General features: G+C 64.8%; 12 protein-coding genes. 7 read left to right on the forward strand and 5 right to left on the reverse strand.

What is annotated here, in order from left to right; translation table 11 throughout:
* Window positions 1-158: 158 nt before the first annotated feature.
* The 5 genes from ESB00_RS11215 to ESB00_RS11235 form a co-directional block, all read right to left on the reverse strand.
* Window positions 159-1,454 (reverse strand): glycoside hydrolase family protein, encoded by a 1,296-nt coding sequence (locus tag ESB00_RS11215; RefSeq protein ID WP_164976165.1) that lies wholly within the window; start codon window positions 1,452-1,454, stop codon window positions 159-161.
* A gap of 89 nt (window positions 1,455-1,543) precedes the next feature.
* Window positions 1,544-2,566 carry a glycoside hydrolase family 43 protein gene (locus tag ESB00_RS11220; RefSeq protein WP_164976166.1) on the reverse strand — a complete coding sequence of 341 codons (1,023 nt, stop codon included), beginning with the start codon at window positions 2,564-2,566 and terminating at the stop codon, window positions 1,544-1,546.
* Between the two features lie 707 nt (window positions 2,567-3,273).
* Window positions 3,274-5,448: a xanthine dehydrogenase family protein molybdopterin-binding subunit gene (locus ESB00_RS11225; RefSeq protein ID WP_129047777.1), complete on the reverse strand. Its 2,175-nt coding sequence runs from the start codon at window positions 5,446-5,448 to the stop codon at window positions 3,274-3,276.
* Entirely contained in the window at window positions 5,445-5,927 is a 483-nt protein-coding gene (locus ESB00_RS11230; protein ID WP_129047778.1) for a (2Fe-2S)-binding protein, read from the reverse strand. Before ESB00_RS11230 ends, ESB00_RS11225 begins: the two co-directional genes overlap by 4 nt.
* Window positions 5,928-6,193: 266 nt before the next feature.
* A complete protein-coding gene (locus ESB00_RS11235) occupies window positions 6,194-7,816 on the reverse strand; it encodes a sulfatase (protein ID WP_129047779.1) in 1,623 nt (540 codons plus the stop codon).
* Between the two features lie 257 nt (window positions 7,817-8,073).
* On the opposite strand from ESB00_RS11235, the gene ESB00_RS11240 reads away from it, so the two are divergent.
* The 7 genes from ESB00_RS11240 to ESB00_RS11270 all read left to right on the forward strand — a co-directional run bounded on the left by ESB00_RS11240 (window position 8,074) and on the right by ESB00_RS11270 (window position 18,050).
* Window positions 8,074-10,542 carry a DUF1592 domain-containing protein gene (locus ESB00_RS11240; protein WP_164976167.1) on the forward strand — a complete coding sequence of 823 codons (2,469 nt, stop codon included), beginning with the start codon at window positions 8,074-8,076 and terminating at the stop codon, window positions 10,540-10,542.
* Window positions 10,543-10,546: 4 nt separating this feature from the next.
* Complete coding sequence (locus ESB00_RS11245) at window positions 10,547-11,902, forward strand: DUF1552 domain-containing protein (protein WP_129047781.1); 1,356 nt, start codon at window positions 10,547-10,549, stop codon at window positions 11,900-11,902.
* A gap of 16 nt (window positions 11,903-11,918) precedes the next feature.
* Window positions 11,919-12,794 carry an alpha/beta hydrolase gene (locus tag ESB00_RS11250; RefSeq protein ID WP_129047782.1) on the forward strand — a complete coding sequence of 292 codons (876 nt, stop codon included), beginning with the start codon at window positions 11,919-11,921 and terminating at the stop codon, window positions 12,792-12,794.
* A gap of 244 nt (window positions 12,795-13,038) precedes the next feature.
* Window positions 13,039-13,731, forward strand: coding sequence for a sugar phosphate isomerase/epimerase family protein (locus ESB00_RS11255; RefSeq protein WP_129047783.1), 693 nt, complete (start codon window positions 13,039-13,041; stop codon window positions 13,729-13,731).
* Entirely contained in the window at window positions 13,728-15,353 is a 1,626-nt protein-coding gene (locus tag ESB00_RS11260; RefSeq protein ID WP_129047784.1) for an arylsulfatase, read from the forward strand. The genes ESB00_RS11255 and ESB00_RS11260 overlap by 4 nt, the downstream gene beginning before the upstream one ends.
* A 97-nt stretch (window positions 15,354-15,450) precedes the next feature.
* Complete coding sequence (locus ESB00_RS11265) at window positions 15,451-16,485, forward strand: glycoside hydrolase family protein (protein WP_129047785.1); 1,035 nt, start codon at window positions 15,451-15,453, stop codon at window positions 16,483-16,485.
* A complete protein-coding gene (locus ESB00_RS11270) occupies window positions 16,482-18,050 on the forward strand; it encodes a hypothetical protein (protein WP_164976168.1) in 1,569 nt (522 codons plus the stop codon). The genes ESB00_RS11265 and ESB00_RS11270 overlap by 4 nt, the downstream gene beginning before the upstream one ends.
* The last annotated feature ends 14 nt before the right edge of the window (window positions 18,051-18,064 follow it).

Raw genomic sequence — 18,064 nt, forward strand, 5'->3', positions numbered from 1 at the left:
AGCGAACGTCTTGAGCCTTTCGAAACGGATGAACTACTTTTCCTCCCACTAAGGCGGGAACCTCGCACTGACAGGCCATGATCCCGGCGCGCTTGCAATAAGCCCACCGGTAGCCGGTTCGGTCGGGGCGTATGTTCCCACCCGGTCCGCGAGGCGGCCTACTTGAACACAATGTTGCGCGTGGTCTCGGGATCGACCGCGATCACGTCCGGATCAGCGCCCGCGAGCTTCTTCCCGCCCACGATCACGTTGTCGAAGGTAACGTCCGTGACCGGATGCTTCTCGTCGTGACCCATGATGAGACTGGCGATACGCGGCGTGCCGTAGAACTCGATGTTGCGGAAGACCACCCGGCGAATCGCGCCTGCCTCCGGATTCCACTGGCCCCAGCGGTTGGGCTTTGTTATGATGCTGAACATCCGCCAGTCCGCGTTGTCGATGCGGATGTTCTCGAAGAGGTAATCGGACTTGGTGCCGCCGCCCCCGTGAATGGCGCAAAAGACTGCTTCGTTCTCGTTGTCCCATTCTGATTCGACGCGGATGACATCGATATCCGACGCATGGTGCCCAGACCGGTCCTCCTCCCCGCCCCAGCCGAACTGAAATGGCGCCCCGTTCTCCATCTGCCAGATGACGCAGCGCCGGGCCGAGGTGTTGTTTTCATAGAGCATGATGGAGTCGTCGTTCACATGCATGAACGAGTCCTCGATCATACCGTCGGACCCGGTCGAGGCACCGTCGGTGCTGAAATGCCAGCCGAACAGCTTCACATTGCGGACCACATGGTCGCGCCCGGTCAGGCGGATGTTGTGGGTGGGCGGATGGATCAGCGTGATGCCCTCAACGAGCGCCTGCTCCACGTTGCGGAACGTGATCATGTAATGGGCCGTCCGCACGGGAAATTGTTCCCCGGAGAGAATACCACGGCCGCGAATGGTGATCTTCTGCGCGTTCTCCGAGAAGAATTGACCTTTCACGTATGCCCCTCCGGCCAGATACACGGTTTGCCCGGAGGGAATCACGAATTTCTCTCCGATCTCGTGCACGCCCGGACCGAACCACGTGACGCGTGGGTCATCCGGCCGCGGCACGTCTACGTCGGGTGGATTGGCAAAGATGAACAGCGGATGCCGGATCCTCAGTCCCCGCTCGAACTCGACCGAAAACTGACCCGGCCGGTCCAGTTCAAATTCGACCGTGCGGCCCGCCAGGCGGACCGCAATGCCTCGCGAGCGCGGCAATACCTGGCAGAACCCGATGTCCTCCGTCAGTCGCGTAACCCGCACCGTGACCCGGCCCGTGAAGTCAAAGCCGGTGAACGAGGCGGTCTCACTCTTGTTTGTGTAGTGCTGCGCATGCATCAGATACACAAACGATTCCTGCATTCGGCCATTTTGGAGCACCTCGACTTTGTATTGATGCGACGGCGCGATGAACTTGTCACCGGGATACACGTTGGGCGGGACAGGGTAAACCATGACGCCGGCGGCCGCGGCCGTGTATCCACCCAGCATCAGTCCGAGAGTAAGCAGGGGAATTCGCGTCATGGGAGGGAAACGCTGTGCTGGGGCTGCTTGGGCGCCGGAACCACCAGGCCACCGGCGCCGTCAAACTTGATTGGCTCAATGACCAGGTGCGGCTCGGAGTATTTCTCCGAGCTGTGATAGGCTAAGTAGTCCAGGCCGCCTGGTCCGCGGAATATCTGGTGATGAAAGATCACCTGGGTCGGCGGGGCGAATGAGTATCCCGGCGGATATGGCATGCGGAGAGTCGAGTCCGCCTCACTCTCGATAAAGGTCAGCAGCGGTTCCGCAGCCATCGTCCAGGGGCCGTCGGCCGATGACGCTGTCAGGTAGCGCACCCGGATGATGTAACCAGCGTAGAAGGAAGAGGTGATCATGTAGTATCGTCCGTTCCGTTCCGTCACAAACGGCGCGTCCAGAAAGCGGAACTGTTTGCCCAGTGTAGCCGGTCCGAGGATTTCCCCTGGTTCCGTCTTCAGCGACCCCTTCTCGGGATCAAGCTCGGCGGAATAGATCCGTCCGTCGCGATCCCAATAGAGATGAATGCGGCCGTCCGGGGCGGCGAAGAGGTTGGTGTTGTTTCCCCAATAGAGCGGCCGGTCCGGCGTGAGGTTGCGGTAAGGTCCCTCTATATGGTCGGCCACAGCCAAACCGAAACCTGGCAGCCGGTAAGGCCGCTGCCGGTTGTTCCGGCAGTGAAAGAGCGCGAAATACTTGCCGTTGATCTGATGGATCTCCGGCGCCAGCCATTCGTCGCGATACCACGAATCCGCCGGAATGGTCTCCCGGTCAAAAAGCAGCGACACCTCCCGCCAATGCACCAGGTCCGGAGAACGATAAAGTACTAGCCCACGCTTCTCCTGTGCTGGCACACGCATCTCCGTAGCCACCAGATACCAGTTGCCGGCGTCGGCCAGGATATGGACATCCTTCTGGCCGTAACGGTTGAGGCCGTCAGTGATTGGATTAGCCCAGGCAAAAACCCCCTCAACCGGCGCCCTGGTTTCAGCAGCGGCGGGCAGTTCACTCCCGGCGATGACCATACTCGTGGCCGAAACCAGCACACGACCTAAGGTGCTAACAGGTGTGGCTCGCATGGGAAAGAGGCTTGCGGGACAGTGCAGGCGACTCACGAACTTTATCATATCACCGTAACATGGGAATCCTTTCCATCTCAAAAGGACAGTCGACTAGTTGACCGCACACGCCGCGGTACCGTCCAAGCGGTCGGCCTGGATTTAGAAATCAGTCCAAGCATTCGCCCCCTACGACCGCGGCCTCATCTTGCTCCTAGCCGAAGGCGCCGAGCTGTTCTACCGCAACATCCGGATCGAAGAGCTCACCCCCGGCGCCCCGTAACCGCGCCACGCCGCTCCGGCCGGTCCCCGGACAACGTTACCGGAATCCTCTCTCAAGCCCGAACCATGCAGTTGGAAAGCGTTCCTGAGCGAAGAGGCTATCATGAGATCGATTGTAGGGCCGGCGCTTGTCGCCGGGCCGGTTTTCGCTCCTGAAATGGCCCGCCGACAAGCGGCGGCCCTTCATTCAATTACATGGTTCCGGATCAAGAGGGGATCCAATCAACCGATCTTAAAATTCCCTCTAGGAAGAGGGATGTCCGCAGGGCGGGGGGGTGGGGAATTGGGCGACATCCATTTCGATCAGCCGGAGCCGCATCCAGTAAATTTTGCGGCAGCGAAATCACCTTCGCGACAAAATCTGACCCGCTTCGAGGATTTGAAGACTCACTCTAAATCCGCAACGACGATACGGTGATGCCCGAAGCCTTCAGCGGCAGCTGACGAACCCGGATCCCCGTCGCGGCAAAGATGGCGTTGGTGATGGCCGGGGTCACGGCCGCGATGATCTCCCCGAGACCTGCCGGGCGTTCGACCCCCTGCAGGTAGGTGATCTCCACCTCCGGAGCCTGGTCGATGCGCAAGAGGGGATAATCGTGGAAATTGCTCTGCTGCGTCCGCCCTTCCGCGAAGGTTATCTCGCCCTGCGCGGCGCTGAGCGCATCCATCACGCAGCCTACGACCTGGTGATCCGCGCCGCTACGGTTGAGAATCGGTCCGACGTCGATTCCGGCATAAACTTTCTCAACCTTGATCTGCCCCGGTCGGTCGCTCGAGACCTCCGCGACGTAGGTCATGTAGCCATCGTGATCGTAATGAAACGCCACGCCCAGCCCGCGGCCGGCGCCAAGAGTGCGGCCCCAGCCGGCCAGCTTGCTCGCCGCCTTCAGGGTGTTGCGGGTGCGCTCGAGGTCCAGCGGGGGTTTGCCATAGGCCTGCTCGAGGAGTTGCAGCCGGAATTGCACGGGATCGAGCGCCGCGGCCTGGGCGAGCTCGTCGAAAAAACTCTGGTGGGCCCAACAGTGGGCGGAGTGCCCGGGAGCACGCCAGGGGCCCGTGGGCACGGAGCAGGGAATCATCGACTGACGCAGACGGAAATTCGGGGTCAGGCTTGCCGGATAGTAATCCTTGGCGAACCATGCCGCGGGAGCGAGATTCCCTTCCCGGCTGAAGGTTACGAAGTGATGATCCCACGCGAGCAACCGGCCCTGTTGGTCGAGCCCCGCCTTGAAGTGATGCCACGCGGCGGGACGGTAGAAGTCGTGCTGGATGTCGTCCTCCCGCGTCCAATGCAACTGAACCGGCCGGCGAATTTTCTGGGTGATTGCCGCGGCTTCGACCATGTAATCAACGCTCAGGCGCCGGCCAAATCCGCCGCCCGACCGCGTGACATTGACCCGTATCCGATCGGCGGGAATCGCGAGGGTCTCGGCGATGAGCTTGCGGCCCTCCAGCGGATTCTGGGTCGGTGCCCACAGTTCCAGGTTGCCCGCACTGTCCAGATGCGCGGTGCAGTTTTGCGGCTCCATCGTCGCATGGGCGATGAACGGATAATGGTAGCTGCCCTCGACCACGCGATGCGCCCGCTCCAGCGTCCGCACGACATCGCCGTCCTCGCGCTGAAGCGTGCTTTGCGCCGCATCCTTCAGCGCGGCGGCCTGGTCGGCGTAGCCCGCGGATGAATCCTGATTCGGGCTGTCCCACGCGACGACCGCTTTTTGCCGCGCAGCCTCGGCCTGCCACCACGTGTCAGCCACAATGGCCACGCCGGGGAGCAGGCCCTTCAGATCACTCGTGCCCTCAACCACGAAGGCGTCGTGCACGCCGCCCTCCCGCTTGAGCGCGTCGAGGTTTGCCGATCGCACCTTCCCGCCAAAAGCCGGGCATTTCAGGTAAACCGCGTAAAGCATCCCCGGGAGCCGAACGTCGCTCCCGTAGAGCGGCTGGCCGGTGAGGATTTTCGGATTGTCGATGCCGCGCACGAACTTCCCCAGCAGCTTGAATTCGTCGGGGCGGCTTTTCAGCCGGAGCGTGCCCACCTCGGGCACCGCCTGCTTCGCGGCGAGGCTCGCGAGCTCGCCGTAGCCCAGGCTGCGTCCCGAGCCGGAGTGAATGACCTGACTGTTTTCCGCCGAACACTCGTTCACGGGCACTCCCCATTTTTCGGCGGCGGCGGCGATCAGCATCTGGCAAGCGGCGGTGCCGGCGACGCGCAGGTCGTCCCATCCATCCGGCGTCGATCCGCTGGCGGCGACCAGTTGGCGACCATAGCGATCATCCAACGGCGCCTGCTCGACCTGCACGGTGGTCCAATCGGCGTTGAGGCATTCCGCCACGATCATGGGCAGGGAGGTTTTGACTCCCTGTCCGGTCTCGGGATTCTTGCTCACGATGGTTATCCGGCCACTCGGGTCGATGCGGAGGTAGAGATTGGGCGTCCACGGCTGATCGGTGGCCGGCGCCTCGGCCCGGGCCTCGTGCGGAGCACCGAGACCGATGAGGAAGGCACCGGAGGCGAGCGAACTGACTTTGAGAAACGCGCGACGAGAGAGGGGCACGGGATTCATGAGGCGGTCCCTCCCGCTGTCGCCGTGTAGTCGGCGGCCAGTTTGACGGCGCTGCGAATCCGCGGATAGGTGCCGCACCGGCAAATGTTCCCGGCCAGCGCGGCATCGATCGCGATATCGTCGGGCCGGGGGTTCTGTTTGAGCAACGAGGCCGCGCAAAGCATTTGTCCGCCTTGGCAGTAGCCGCACTGCGGCACGTCGAGTTCATGCCAGGCCCGTTGCACAGGATGTTGCCCGGCGGGATCAAGCCCCTCGATGGTGGTGATGCTCATCCCGGCGGCAGCGGCGGCCGGCAATGTGCAGGAACGCATCGCGACACCGTCGATCATGACCGTGCAGGTCCCGCACAGGCCCTTGCCGCACCCGAACTTCGTTCCCGTCAGGTCGAGCTTGTCGCGCAGCACCCACAGCAACGGCATGCTCTCCGGCATATCCACCGAGTAGGTGCGGCGGTTGATTTCGAGGACGATGGGTGTCATGGAGCACTGATTCACCGGAGCGGGTGGCGTTTGTCACGGCTGGCCTCCGGGCCGTCCATGAGCGGGGTGAAATCGACCGAATGTGACTTGGTTCACTCGAACCGAAACCGCCTCGACTGATGACAGTAACACACCCGCTGCTCGCTACTGGCTCCCCGCACCATGGCACGAATGCGAAACCCAATTACGCGAAGACTGAGAAAGGGAAGTAGGGGGCTGCTCTGCGCGAATTGGGTATGAGCACTCTCCCGCACTCCCCCCTGCTCTCACCTCCCTTTGCCCGGCGGGCGAGCCGCTAGCCAACCGGCTTGCAGACGGGCGGCCATGGCCGCGGCTTGCGGGGCGTGGGCGGGGTCCTCGGCGAGGTTGATCTGTTCCAAGGGGTCTTTCCGCAGGTCGTAGAGTTCGCGGGCCACCGGCGCCGATTTCCCGGGCAGGCCCGTATCTTTGCGCCATTCGCTGTATCGCCAGCCGGGCGTCCGCACCATGCGGCCCAGGCCGCTGATCGGGATCGTGGCAAACACCGCTTCTTTCCAAGGCTGGGCGGGCTGCTGCACGAGCGGGGCGAAACTGTCGCCTTCCCAGCGCGGATCGCGGGGCAATCCCCACCACTCGGCCAGCGTGGGCAGCACGTCCACCAGCTCGACCATCGCGTCGGTGACCCGGCCGTTGCCGGCGGCGCCGGGCATCCGCACGATCAGCGGCACGCGCGAGGATTGCTCGAACAGGCTGAACTTGCTCCACATCCCATGCTCGCCGAGTTGGAATCCATGGTCGGAGAAGAACACCACGATCGTGTTGTCTGCCAGTCCCGCCGCCTCCAGCCCTTCGAGCACGAGACCGATCTGCGCGTCCACGTAGGTCGCACAGGCATAGTAGGCCGCCAGCGCCTCGCGCTCCCGTTCGGGCGTCTGGGCAAACTGCGGATACAGGCCGTTGAAAATATCGTAGTTGCGCCCCATGCGCCGCGCGACGGCGGGCACACCGACGTCCTTCTCCGGCTGCGCGGGCGACAGCTCCATCGCGGCGGGATCGTAGAGGTCCACATACTGCTTCGGCGCGAGCAGGGGTGTGTGCGTGGCGTAGAAGCCCACCGACAGGAAAAAGGGTTTCCCGTCTTGCCGGCGGGCGAGCTGACCGAGCAGGTCCACCGTGCGCCGGGCGATGCGGCCATCCTCCATCTCTTCCTCCGGTAGGCCCGAGTAACCGATCATCTCGGCATGATACTGCTGGAAGCGCTTGCGTAGCTCCCAGGTGTCTGCCTCGCCGGCGGCCTTGCGCGCCTCGCGCTCCGCCTGCAGTTCGCGCAACCGCGTGCCGTGCGGTTCGGGCAGCAACAGCGCCTCATCCTCCGCCCACACCGACACGCCGGGCGGAGCAGGCACCGGACGCTGCTCTCCGGCAAAGTTTTCCAGGATGTCGTAGTGGTGCGTGTATTCGTTGAGATCGAAACCCACCCCGAAGCGCTGTGCCTCGTCCCACCGGTGCACGAGCTTGCCAATGTTGCCCAGCCACGCGCCGTCGCGCGCCTTCAACACCCGCGCCAGCGAGGGTGCGTCGGCGGGCACGACTCGGTCCATCGCTTCGCCGTTGCCATAGACCCGGGTCGAGTCCGGCCGCAGCCCCGTCACCAGCGAGGCCCGTGAGGGGTTGCACACCGTGCCTTGGCAGTAAGCCCGGTCAAACCGCACGCCCTCTTTCGCCAGCCGGTCAATGTTGGGCGTCTGCACGACCGAATTGCCATACGCCCCAATCGCGAAGGCCGACCAATCCTCCACCATGATCATAAGGATGTTCATGTCGCGGCTGCCCTTTGCCGTCGGCGAGGCGATCCCCGGCACGATCAGCCCGGTAACTCCCAGTGAAATCAGGGAAATGATGAAACGCATGCCCCGATCTTGGTCGCGATCCCCTCCCTGACAACCGCGTCCAAGCTAGGACGGTAACACATCCGGAATCTGCCCCTCATTCGTCTTCCTTCGTGCTTACCCCGGATCGCCGCCGGGAAAACCGGAGCCCCCGCGACGATCGGCCACTGCCATCCCCCTGCCGCGTTGTATTACGAAAACACGACCGGCGCATGGAAACACCCACGCCGGTTGATTCTCTTATCTCACCCCTTTCGGCCCCCCCTCCGCCCCCTGTCGTGAACCCACGCTCCGCCCACGCCCTTCTGGCCGGCCTGTTGCTGTCCGTTTGTCTTCCGGCAGCGGCCGGCGCCAACGCGCCTTCAACCCCTGATCCGCTGGCTTACTCGCAGGTTATCCAGCCGTTCTTGGACAACTACTGCTTCGATTGCCACAACACCGACACGCGCAAGGGTGACATCAATCTGGAGGACCTTGTCGATGTCGGCCGCGCCGATCACGACGGCCGCCGGATCTGGGAACTGGTCCACCGCCAGCTCCGCGCCGGCGCGATGCCGCCCGATCGGGAGGACCAGCCCACCCCGGAAGAACGCGCCGAAGTTGTCTCGCATCTCAGGCAACGCCTGACCCACATCGATCTCTCCAAGCCGGTGGACAGCGGACGCGTCACCGCCCGCCGGTTCAACCGCACCGAATACGACAACACCATTCACGATCTTTTCGGCATCAGGCTGTCGGTCGCCAACACCTTTCCAGGCGACGATGTGGGCTACGGCTTCGACAACATCGGCGACGTCCACAGTGTATCGCCCCTGCGTCTCCAGCTCTTCCTCGAGGCCGCCGAAACCGTCAGCGACTTCCTGCTCAACACCGGCCGGCGCCTGGAAATGAATCGCAACGAGCAAGGCGTCTTCTTCGACCGCATCAAGGTCGTTAAAAGCAGCGATGCCGGCGTCGTGCTGGATCAAAAGGGCTGGATGTCCGTCGAGTATGAGACGCCGCTACCGGGCACCTACGAACTATCGATCCGCGCCTGGGGGCTCATGCCCGATTCGGTTTTCAAAGCCAGGCAGATCGACGAACTGAACGGCTGGCCCCAATTTCCCAACGCCTTCCAGCCCGGCGACTCCGAGCCGATCGTGCCGCTCGAGGTCTGGGTGGATGGTCAGCTGGTGGACACCCTGCATATCGCCCAAGGTCTCAGTTCCACCGACTGGAAAACCTACACCACGAACCGGTTCCCCCTCGGTATGGGGCCGCATCAAGTGACCTTTAAGCTCGGCACCCCCGCCACCCTCACCGGCGAGGCACGCGATGCCTGGATTGCCGACCCGCCGCGGCTCGGCGTCAAGGAAGCTCGCATGACCGGACCCCATGCCGTTGACCGCTCCGCGCTCAGCCCGCTGCACCGCCGCTTGATTGAAATCCGCCCCGGTCCGGACCGTCCGCCCGCCGCCGCCGCCCGGGAAATCTTGGCCGAACTGCTGCCGCGTGCTTTCCGTCGCCCCGCCGCCCCGGGTGAAATCGAATCGTTCGTGGGCCTGATGGAATCGCTCCTGGCCAACGGCGAGTCGTTCGAGTCGGCCCTCGACGGCGCCCTGCAGGCCATCCTCGTCTCGCCGCATTTCCTCTACCGCCTTGAGCTTGGCCCCGATGCTACCGCCCCCGACCGCATTCGTCCCGTCGGCGACTACGCCCTCGCCTCGCGCCTCTCCTACTTCCTGTGGAATAGCATGCCGGACGACACGCTCTTTGCCCTCGCGGCCGAGGGCCGGCTGGACAACGACGATGTGCTTCGCGCCCAGGTCGCGCGCCTGCTCGCGGACCCGCGGGCCGTCGCCTTCAAGGAAGGCTTCTTCCGCCAGTGGCTCGACCTCCGCAAGCTCCGCACCCTGTCCATCGACAAGGCCCGCTTTCCCGTCTTCACCGAGGATCTTCGTGCCGACGTCGAGCAGGAGACACTCCTCTTCATCGGCTCCATCATCGCGGAGAACCGCAGCGTCCAAGATCTCCTCCGCGCCGACCACACCTTCGTCAACGACGCGCTGGCCGAACTCTACGGCCTGCCTCTGGCCGAGGCTGAAAAGAAGGAAAAGGACCGCAGTTTCCGCCGCGTCTCCCTCGAGGGCCTGCCGCGCCGCGGGCTGCTGACCCAACCGAGCATCCTCATGCTCACCTCCTACCCAAACCGCACCTCGCCCACCAAGCGCGGCAACTGGATTCTTGAGGCGATCCTGGGCGACGAGCCACCTCCCCCGCCAGCCAACGTCCCGCAGCTGGAGGAAGCGGTCGCCAACAGCGCGGCCCTGCCTCTCCGCGAACAGCTCGAACTCCACCGCACCAACCAGACTTGCGCCTCCTGCCACGCCACCATGGACCCCATCGGTCTCGGCCTCGAGAACTTCGACGCCATCGGCCGCTGGCGCACCACCGACGCGGGCGCACCGATCAACGCGAGCGGCGTTCTGCCCGACGGAAACAAGTTCGACGGCCCCTTGGAACTCCTCGGCCTGCTCCAGGAGCGCGACGAGGATTTCGTCCGGTGCTTCACCCAGAAGCTCCTGACCTTCGCGCTCGGCCGCGGCCTCGAATTCTACGACCGCGTCGCTGTCGACGAGATCCTCGCCCGCACCCAGGCCGGTGACCACCGCATCCTGGATATCGTGACCGAGGCTGTCCTTAGCCGTCCTTTCCGTCTCACCCGCGGTGATCCCGTGCATCCCCCCCTTACCGCCACCCACCCCTGAACCCATGAAACCCCTGTCCCGCCGCCATTTTCTCCGCAGCACTGGCGCCCTCATGGCGCTCCCGCTGCTCGAAGCCATGATCCCGACCGGCTTCGGCTCGGTCGCCCGCGCCGCCACCGCCGCCGCCCGCCGCCGCCCGGTGCGCCTGGGCTGGCTCTTCTATCCCAACGGCGTGGTCAAGGAGGGCTGGGAAATCTGCGGCACCGGCCGCGACTTCTCTCTCAACGTCTCCAACGCGCCCTTGCAGGCCGTGCGCGACGACGTGCTCTTCGTCTCCAATCTCGCGCAGCGGGAAGCGGCCACGAAGGTCGAGGACGTCGCCGGAGCCCACGCGCGTGGCACTTCCAGCTTCCTTACAGCCGCATCCGCCCGCAAAACCAACGGCAACGACATCTACATCGGCGTCTCCGCCGATCAGGTCGCCGCCCGCCACATCGGCGCGGAAACCCGCCTGCCGTCGATTGAGCTCGGCGTCGAAGAGGGCAAACAGGAAGGCCGCTGCGACAACGGCTACAGCTGCGTCTACCTCTCCAACATCTCCTGGCGCTCGCCGACCCAACCCTGCGGTGTCGAGATCAACCCGCGCCGCGCCTTCGACCGCCTGTTCGGAGTCGCCGGTCCTGAAGGCGACGCTTTCCGCCAGCGCGCCGCCAAGCGCCAGAGCGTCCTCGATTTTGTCGGCACGGAGGCCAAGTCACTCCTCCGCACGGTCGGGTCCACCGACCGGCGCAAGCTCGACGAATATTTCACCAGCGTCCGCGAGGTGGAACTCTACATCGACAAGGTCGCCAACCTGCCCCCGATTCCGGTGCCGCTCTCCCTGCGTCCGCCCGGTGATCCCGAGAACGTGGTCCATCACATGCGCATCATGTATGACCTGATGGCCCTCTCCTTCCAGACCGATGCGACCCGTGTGGCCACGCTGATGCTCGCCGACGGACAGACGAACCAGGTCTACGAACACCTCGGCCTCACCTCCGGTCATCACCAGCTGACCCACAGCACGGGCCTGGAGGCGGACATCCAGAAGATCGACCGTTTCATGGCCGAGGAATTCGCCCGCTTCGTCGCCAAGCTCAAGGCCACACCCGACGGCGACGACGGCGCCTCGCTCCTCGACAACTGCCTCATCGCCTACGGCTCCGACGTGAGCGATGGTCGCAATCACAATCAGATGAACATGCCCTGTGTCGTCGCGGGCCACGGCGGCGGCGCCTTCCAACCCGGTCGCCATGTGTTCGCCGAAAAACACACGCCGCTGGCCAACGTCTATGTCTCCATGCTCCAGGCAGCCGGCTGCCCCGTGAAGGAATTCGGCGACAGCACCGGCCCCTTTGCCGGTGCCCTCGAATCCGCCTGACCGGTCCTCCCCAATCATGAAACGTCTCACTTCCGCCCTCCTTCTGTTCCAAGCAGTCGCAATTTCCCTCCCGGCTTCTGCGACCGCATCTGAAGTCGTCCCCATTTGGACCGACGGCGCGCCGGGCACCGAGGGCAAACGCGACCGCCCCGAGAAAACCGTGCCGAGCCCAAAAAACGATTACCTGCGCGTCTCGCAGATTCATCACCCTTCGCTCACCGTCCATCTTCCGCCCGCGGACCGCGCCACGGGCACCGGCGTGCTCATCCTGCCGGGCGGCGGCTACCAGTTTCTCTCCATCGACCTCGAAGGCTCGGAAATCGCCTCATGGTTCAACGAGCGCGGAATTGCGGCCTTTGTCGTGAAATACCGTCTGCCCCGGGAGCCCGATTCCACCTACACCATGGACGACGCCCTCGCCGACACCCAACGTGCCATCCGCCTCGTGCGCAGCCGCGCTGCAGAATGGGGCCTCCGTCCCGATCGCATCGGCGTCCTTGGTTTCTCCGCCGGCGGACGCCTCGCTGCCGATGCCGGCCTGCGCTTCCAGGAAGGCCATCCGACCGCGACCGATCCCCTGCACCGCGTCAGCTCGCGCCCGGATTTCCAGGTCCTCGTCTACGGTTTCACCGCCCCCGATGCCATTCCCGCCAATGCGCCGCCGACCTTCCTGATCTGCACCACCGATGACGGCGACAAGCCGCGCCAGGCCATCGCCCTCTACAGCGCCTTGCTGACGAACAAGGTGCCGGCCGAGCTGCACCTCTACGGCCGGGGTGGACACGCCTACGGCATGCGAGACCTGGGCCAGCCCGTGCATACCTGGAACCAGCGTCTCGCCGACTGGCTCGACAGCCTCGGATTGATGAAACCCACTCCCTCGGCCCGTTGAAAAATCCCCGCTGACCGTGTCCCTGCTCCGAATCGTCCCCCGCTCATTCCCGCCCTCCTTTGCCCATTGATTCCCCAACTTCGCAGCCGCGCCACGGGCTGGCCGCCCTCCTTGCCGCCGCCTTGGCCGTCCCCGCCTCCGCCACGCCGTTCTTCGCCATGAGCTACGGCTTCACGGAACTCACGCCTCCGGAACAGACGGCCTGGCTCGCGGAAGCGGGATACGAGGGCATCGCCGTCCACGTGTGGAACGACGATCTGTTCGCCCGGCTCGAAAAACTTTCGCCAGCGACGCCGTCGCCTCCCGCCGACTCCGCGTCTTCGGCGTCTATTTTCCCTACACCCTCACGAATCCCGCGCACCGCCCTCTCGCCTCGCGTATTCTCAGCCTGTGCCGGCCGCATGGCACCCCGCTCTGGATCACCATGCAGGCTCCCGGCGCCAGCGATGAGAACGTCACGGCCCTCCTCCGCGAGCTCGCCGACGAGGCCGCCACCCATGGCCTCGAGGTCATCTACTATCCGCACGACAACCACCACTGCCTCGACGCCGAGCACGCCCACCGCCTGATCACGGCCGCGGACCGCCCCAATCTTTTCAACAGCCTCCACCTGCACCAGGAACTCCGCGCCGGTCACGCCCACCGGCTCGCCGAGGTCGTCGCCCGCGTCATGCCGCGAGTCCGCCTCGTCTCGGTCAGCGGGGCGAACCTTCCCGACCGGATCAACCGCGGGTCGAACGACTGGAGCGACGTCGTGCAGCCGCTCACCGGCAGCGCCTTTGATGTCGCCGGCTTCTACCGTCTGTTGGTGCAGTCCGGCTACACCGGCCCGGTCGGCGTGCAAAACTGGAAAATCCCCGGCGCCCCTCGCGAACACCACGCCGCCTCCCTCCGCCTGCTCCGCCAGTGGCGCGCCTCCTTCTCCCCCCATCCATGAAAGCCTTGCTCACCGCCCTATCCACCTGCGCCCTGCTCGGCGCATTCCTGACCGCCGCCGAATCTCCCTCCCGGCCCAACATCGTCCTGATCATGGCCGATGACATGGGTTACTCCGATATCGGCTGCTACGGCTCCGAAATCCCGACACCAAACCTGGATGCCCTTGCCGCCCACGGTCTGCGCTTTTCGCAATTCTACAACACCGCCCGCTGCTCCCCGACACGCGCCGCGCTGCTGACCGGACTGAATCCGCATCAAGCGGGCATGGGCACGCTCGCCGAGGACCCCGGCAAGCAGGCCAAACCCGACGCGGCTGCGGGCTATCAGGAATACCTCAACGACCGTTGCGTCACCCTGGCCGAGGCCCTCCGCCCAGCCGGCTACCGCACGCTCATGAGCGGCAAATGGCACCTCGGCTACCACGGCGAAAACAAATGGCCCCTGGCGCGGGGCTTCGACCGGTTCTACGGGATCATCTCCGGCGCCAGCTCCTACTTCAGTCCGAAGGGAGCGCGTGGTCTCACGCTCGACAACACGCCGCTGCCCACCCCCGCCGACCCCACCTACTACACCACGGACGCATTCACCGACCATGCGCTCCAGTTCCTGCGCGAATCCCCCGCCGACCGCCCGTTTTTTCTCTATCTCGCCTTCACCGCACCGCACTGGCCCCTTCATGCCCGCGCTGAAGACATCGAAAAGTTCCGTGGAAAATATCGCGGCGGCTGGGACAACCTCCGCGCCGCGCGCTTTGAGCGGCAGAAACAACTGGGATTGATTCCCACCGACACGGTCCTATCACCGCGGGATGATGGCGCCCGCGCGTGGAACGAACTCTCCATCGAGCAGCAGGAACAGCTTGATTACCGCATGGCCGTTTATGCCGCCCAGGTGCATCGCATGGATCACAACATCGGCCGCCTCGTCGAGCATCTGCGCACCACCGGGAAACTCGAAAACACGGTCATCCTATTCCTGTCCGACAACGGCGGCTGCGCCGAGCCCTACACCGACCTCGGCGGCGGCGCCTTCAGCGCGATCAATAAGCCCTCCGCCGGTGGCCCCGGCAACAAAAACGCCGAAGGCGATGGCGGCTCCGCCTACGGCACCGGCTGGGCGAATGCGTCCAACACCCCCTTCCGCCGCTACAAGTCCCGCCTCCACGAGGGCGGCATCTCCACGCCGCTCATCGTCCACTGGCCCGCCGGCCTGAAAGCCAAACCCGGCTCCATCAATTCCGCCCCCGGCTACCTCACCGACATCATGCCCACCGCGCTCGAACTCGCTCGCGCCACGTATCCCGCCAAAACCCGCTCCGGCGAAGCGCCCTACGCCCTCGTTGGCCGCAGCCTCTGCCCGGCCATTGCAGCTCAACCCTTCCCCGACCAGACTCGCTGGCTCTTCTGGGAACAATACAACAACAAGGCCGTCCGCCACGGAGACTGGAAGGCAGTTCAGCCGGCCGAAAGCAACGGTCCCTGGGAACTTTACGATCTGTCCCGGGACCGCACGGAACTGCATGACCTGGCGATCAGCGAGCCAGCCCGAATCGCCAAGATGACCGCCGCTTGGCAACAATGGGCGGAGACGCACCAAGTCCTGCCCAAGAAAAGACCCTGAAACGCGAACCCGCGCGTCGACAAGATGCGAGTTCCTGAGTGACGGACCAGCACCGACCCACTCGCACGGGCGATTTCGCTCGCCATGCTCCCTCAGCATGACGCGTTGGCTCTCTACCCCGCCCCGTTGGTTTCATGGCTGCCTGCTCGCCCTGGTCCTAGTCACACCTCTGATCGTGCAGGGATCACCCGCACGACCCGAGGCCTACCTCTTCGCCCACATGACGAAGGAGGACTACGGCCGCCTCTATTACTCCGTCTCCACCGATGGCCGTCACTGGACCCTGCTCAACGGCGGCCAGCGGGTGATGGGCGACGACTACCTCGGCCATCCGGAAATCACCCGCGCGCCCGACGGCACGTATTGGCTCGTCGGCGTGCGCCCGCGCGACAACCCGGGCGTGGTCTTCTGGCAATCGCGCGACCTCATCGGTTGGACCCGCGGCCCCGAAATCGATGGCCCGCGTTTCGACGTGGGTGACCGCAAGGGTGGCCCGCCCTACTTGGGCGCGCCGAAGCTGTTCCACGATGACATCTCCGGGCTCTACTACCTCACCTGGCACGCCGCGCGCCGCGATCTGCCGCCGAACATCGTCCACGGCGTCAACGAGGCCCGCTGGTCCGACATGCGCACCTTTGTCATGACCTCGCCCGACCTACGGACCTGGTCGGAGGCCCGCCCGCTTTTCCAGTATGATCTGGCTACCATCGATGTGATCATCCGTCGCGAGGGTGATCGGTATTATGCGATCATCAAGGACGAGCGCTATCCCACCTTCGATCATCCCACGGGCAAGAGCATCCGACTCGCCCACGCCAAGCATCCGCTCGGTCCATGGAGCGAACCGGGGCAACCTGTATCGCCCAACTACCACGAAGCGCCCACCCTCATTCCCCGGGCCGATGGTCCGGGCTGGCTGCTGTATCACGAGCAATACCCCGGCATCCAATACAAGATCTCCACGGCCCGCACCCTCGCGGGGCCCTGGTATCAGGAATGGATCAACACCTACCAAGTTCCGCCGGTGGCCCGGCACGGCGTCATGATGCCGATCTCGCGAGCGGAGCACGATGCCCTGATCGCGGCCTTCCCACCGGCTCAAGCCGACAAGCCCGCTTCAGCCAAACCATGAAGTCCATCTCCCTGCTGGCGATCATTCTGACGGTGGCCGGCCCTCTTGCCGCCGGCCTGACCCGCTTCACCCCCGTGCCCGATACCGCCGCCTACCCGCGCGGCGTGGCGGCGTCCCCGCGCTATCGCGTGCTCGTCCAACCCGCGGCGAAAACCGAATCCTGGGACCGGGCCCGCGACACCACCGCCACCTACAAGCTCTGGCCCGACTACGTGGATCCCGAGACCCTGCCGGCCAAGCACGCACGCACCGCCGTGCATGTCGCGCAGGCCGACAGCAACGTGCGCGTCCGCGTGCGCGTCGAGCTCACCGATGGCTCCGCGATTCGCACTCTCGCCCTGAAGCCCTCCCGCTTGGCTGAACTCGCGGCCACCGTCCGCCGCGGTGAGACCTGGGTCGAGTTCGAGGTCGAGCCCTACCGCTATACCCGCACGGTGCTCGTTGAGATCAACGCCCCGGCACACGATGCCGAGGCGCTGCAGGACGGCCTGCTGTTCTTCCTCAACCCGCCGTCGGAGATGCCGGCCGGCAACGTGCTGGTGCTGCCACCCGGCGTCATCAACGAACACTCCCCCCACCTCGACTCCCTCAATCGCCTCCTCATCGGGCCCGACAGCCCCTACGACGCGCTCTACATCCCGCAGGACACGATCATCGACGGGCGAGTGGACATCCGCAAACCCAGCTTCACGGTCGCGGGCCGGGGCATGATTATCGGTTCCCGCTGGCCCTTCGCCAAGACCACGCCCGACTGGCGCAAACGCTACCCCGCCTGGATCAGCCCCGACGGTGAATGGGTGCGCCCGCTGCTTTCGATGAAGCTGCCCGGCGACCGCGACGATACTTCCGGCCGCTTCGAGGGCGTGCTGGTGGCCCACCCCTACCACTTCTGCGTCGGCTGGGCCTGGTATAACGAAAACCTCAAGACCTTTGGCTGGCGCTTCTCGAGTGATGGCATCCACGGCCCGCACAAGCGCGGCTCGTTCATGCGCGTGAACGACGACGCCACCTACGCCAACGAGGGCACGATCGAGGACTGCACCTACTGGGGCATGGTCAACGGCGCGGTGTTCCAGCTCGGCTGGGGCCTCAACCGCGACAACAACGCCTTGGTCCACGTGCGACGGGTGGACGTGGTGCGCGGCGAGTGGGACAACATCCCCAATCCCGGCGTGGACCGCATCGGCGCACCGGCCGACGCCCCTCCGGCCGACCGCCGCAACGCCTCCGCCAACCGCGGCGTCTTCGCGGGCACCTTCCGCTCCGGGCGGGCGTTCACCGTGCGGAACAAAACCTTCGAGGACATCCGCGTCGACACCCAGGTGAACCGCCTGTTCTATTTCGGATCGCGCACGGGCGAGGTGGACTATGATAATTTTGTCCTCAAGGACATCTGGTTCTCCCGGGAGCCGCACTACGAGGAGGTCCAAAACGTGCTGAGCGGCCGCACCGGCGTCCGCGGTTTCGTTTTCGACAACTTCACCGTGGGCGGCCGGAAGGCCAGCACGCTTGAGGACTTTGCGCCACTCGAACAACGGAATGTCGAGAACCCCGTTTTCCGATGAGCCGCGCTTCCCGT

The organism is Oleiharenicola lentus, assembly GCF_004118375.1.
Taxonomy (GTDB): domain Bacteria; phylum Verrucomicrobiota; class Verrucomicrobiia; order Opitutales; family Opitutaceae; genus Lacunisphaera; species Lacunisphaera lenta.

What these genes read in the sequence shown, in the direction of transcription:
- ESB00_RS11235 (WP_129047779.1), bottom strand. Translation starts at nt 7,816, where the DNA reads ATGCGTTTCATCATTTCCCTGATTTCACTGGGAGTTACCGGGCTGATC.
- ESB00_RS11270 (WP_164976168.1), top strand. Translation starts at nt 16,482, where the DNA reads ATGAAGTCCATCTCCCTGCTGGCGATCATTCTGACGGTGGCCGGCCCT.
- ESB00_RS11225 (WP_129047777.1), bottom strand. Translation starts at nt 5,448, where the DNA reads ATGAATCCCGTGCCCCTCTCTCGTCGCGCGTTTCTCAAAGTCAGTTCG.
- ESB00_RS11260 (WP_129047784.1), top strand. Translation starts at nt 13,728, where the DNA reads ATGAAAGCCTTGCTCACCGCCCTATCCACCTGCGCCCTGCTCGGCGCA.
- ESB00_RS11220 (WP_164976166.1), bottom strand. Translation starts at nt 2,566, where the DNA reads ATGGTCATCGCCGGGAGTGAACTGCCCGCCGCTGCTGAAACCAGGGCG.
- ESB00_RS11230 (WP_129047778.1), bottom strand. Translation starts at nt 5,927, where the DNA reads ATGACACCCATCGTCCTCGAAATCAACCGCCGCACCTACTCGGTGGAT.
- ESB00_RS11265 (WP_129047785.1), top strand. Translation starts at nt 15,451, where the DNA reads ATGACGCGTTGGCTCTCTACCCCGCCCCGTTGGTTTCATGGCTGCCTG.
- ESB00_RS11245 (WP_129047781.1), top strand. Translation starts at nt 10,547, where the DNA reads ATGAAACCCCTGTCCCGCCGCCATTTTCTCCGCAGCACTGGCGCCCTC.
- ESB00_RS11250 (WP_129047782.1), top strand. Translation starts at nt 11,919, where the DNA reads ATGAAACGTCTCACTTCCGCCCTCCTTCTGTTCCAAGCAGTCGCAATT.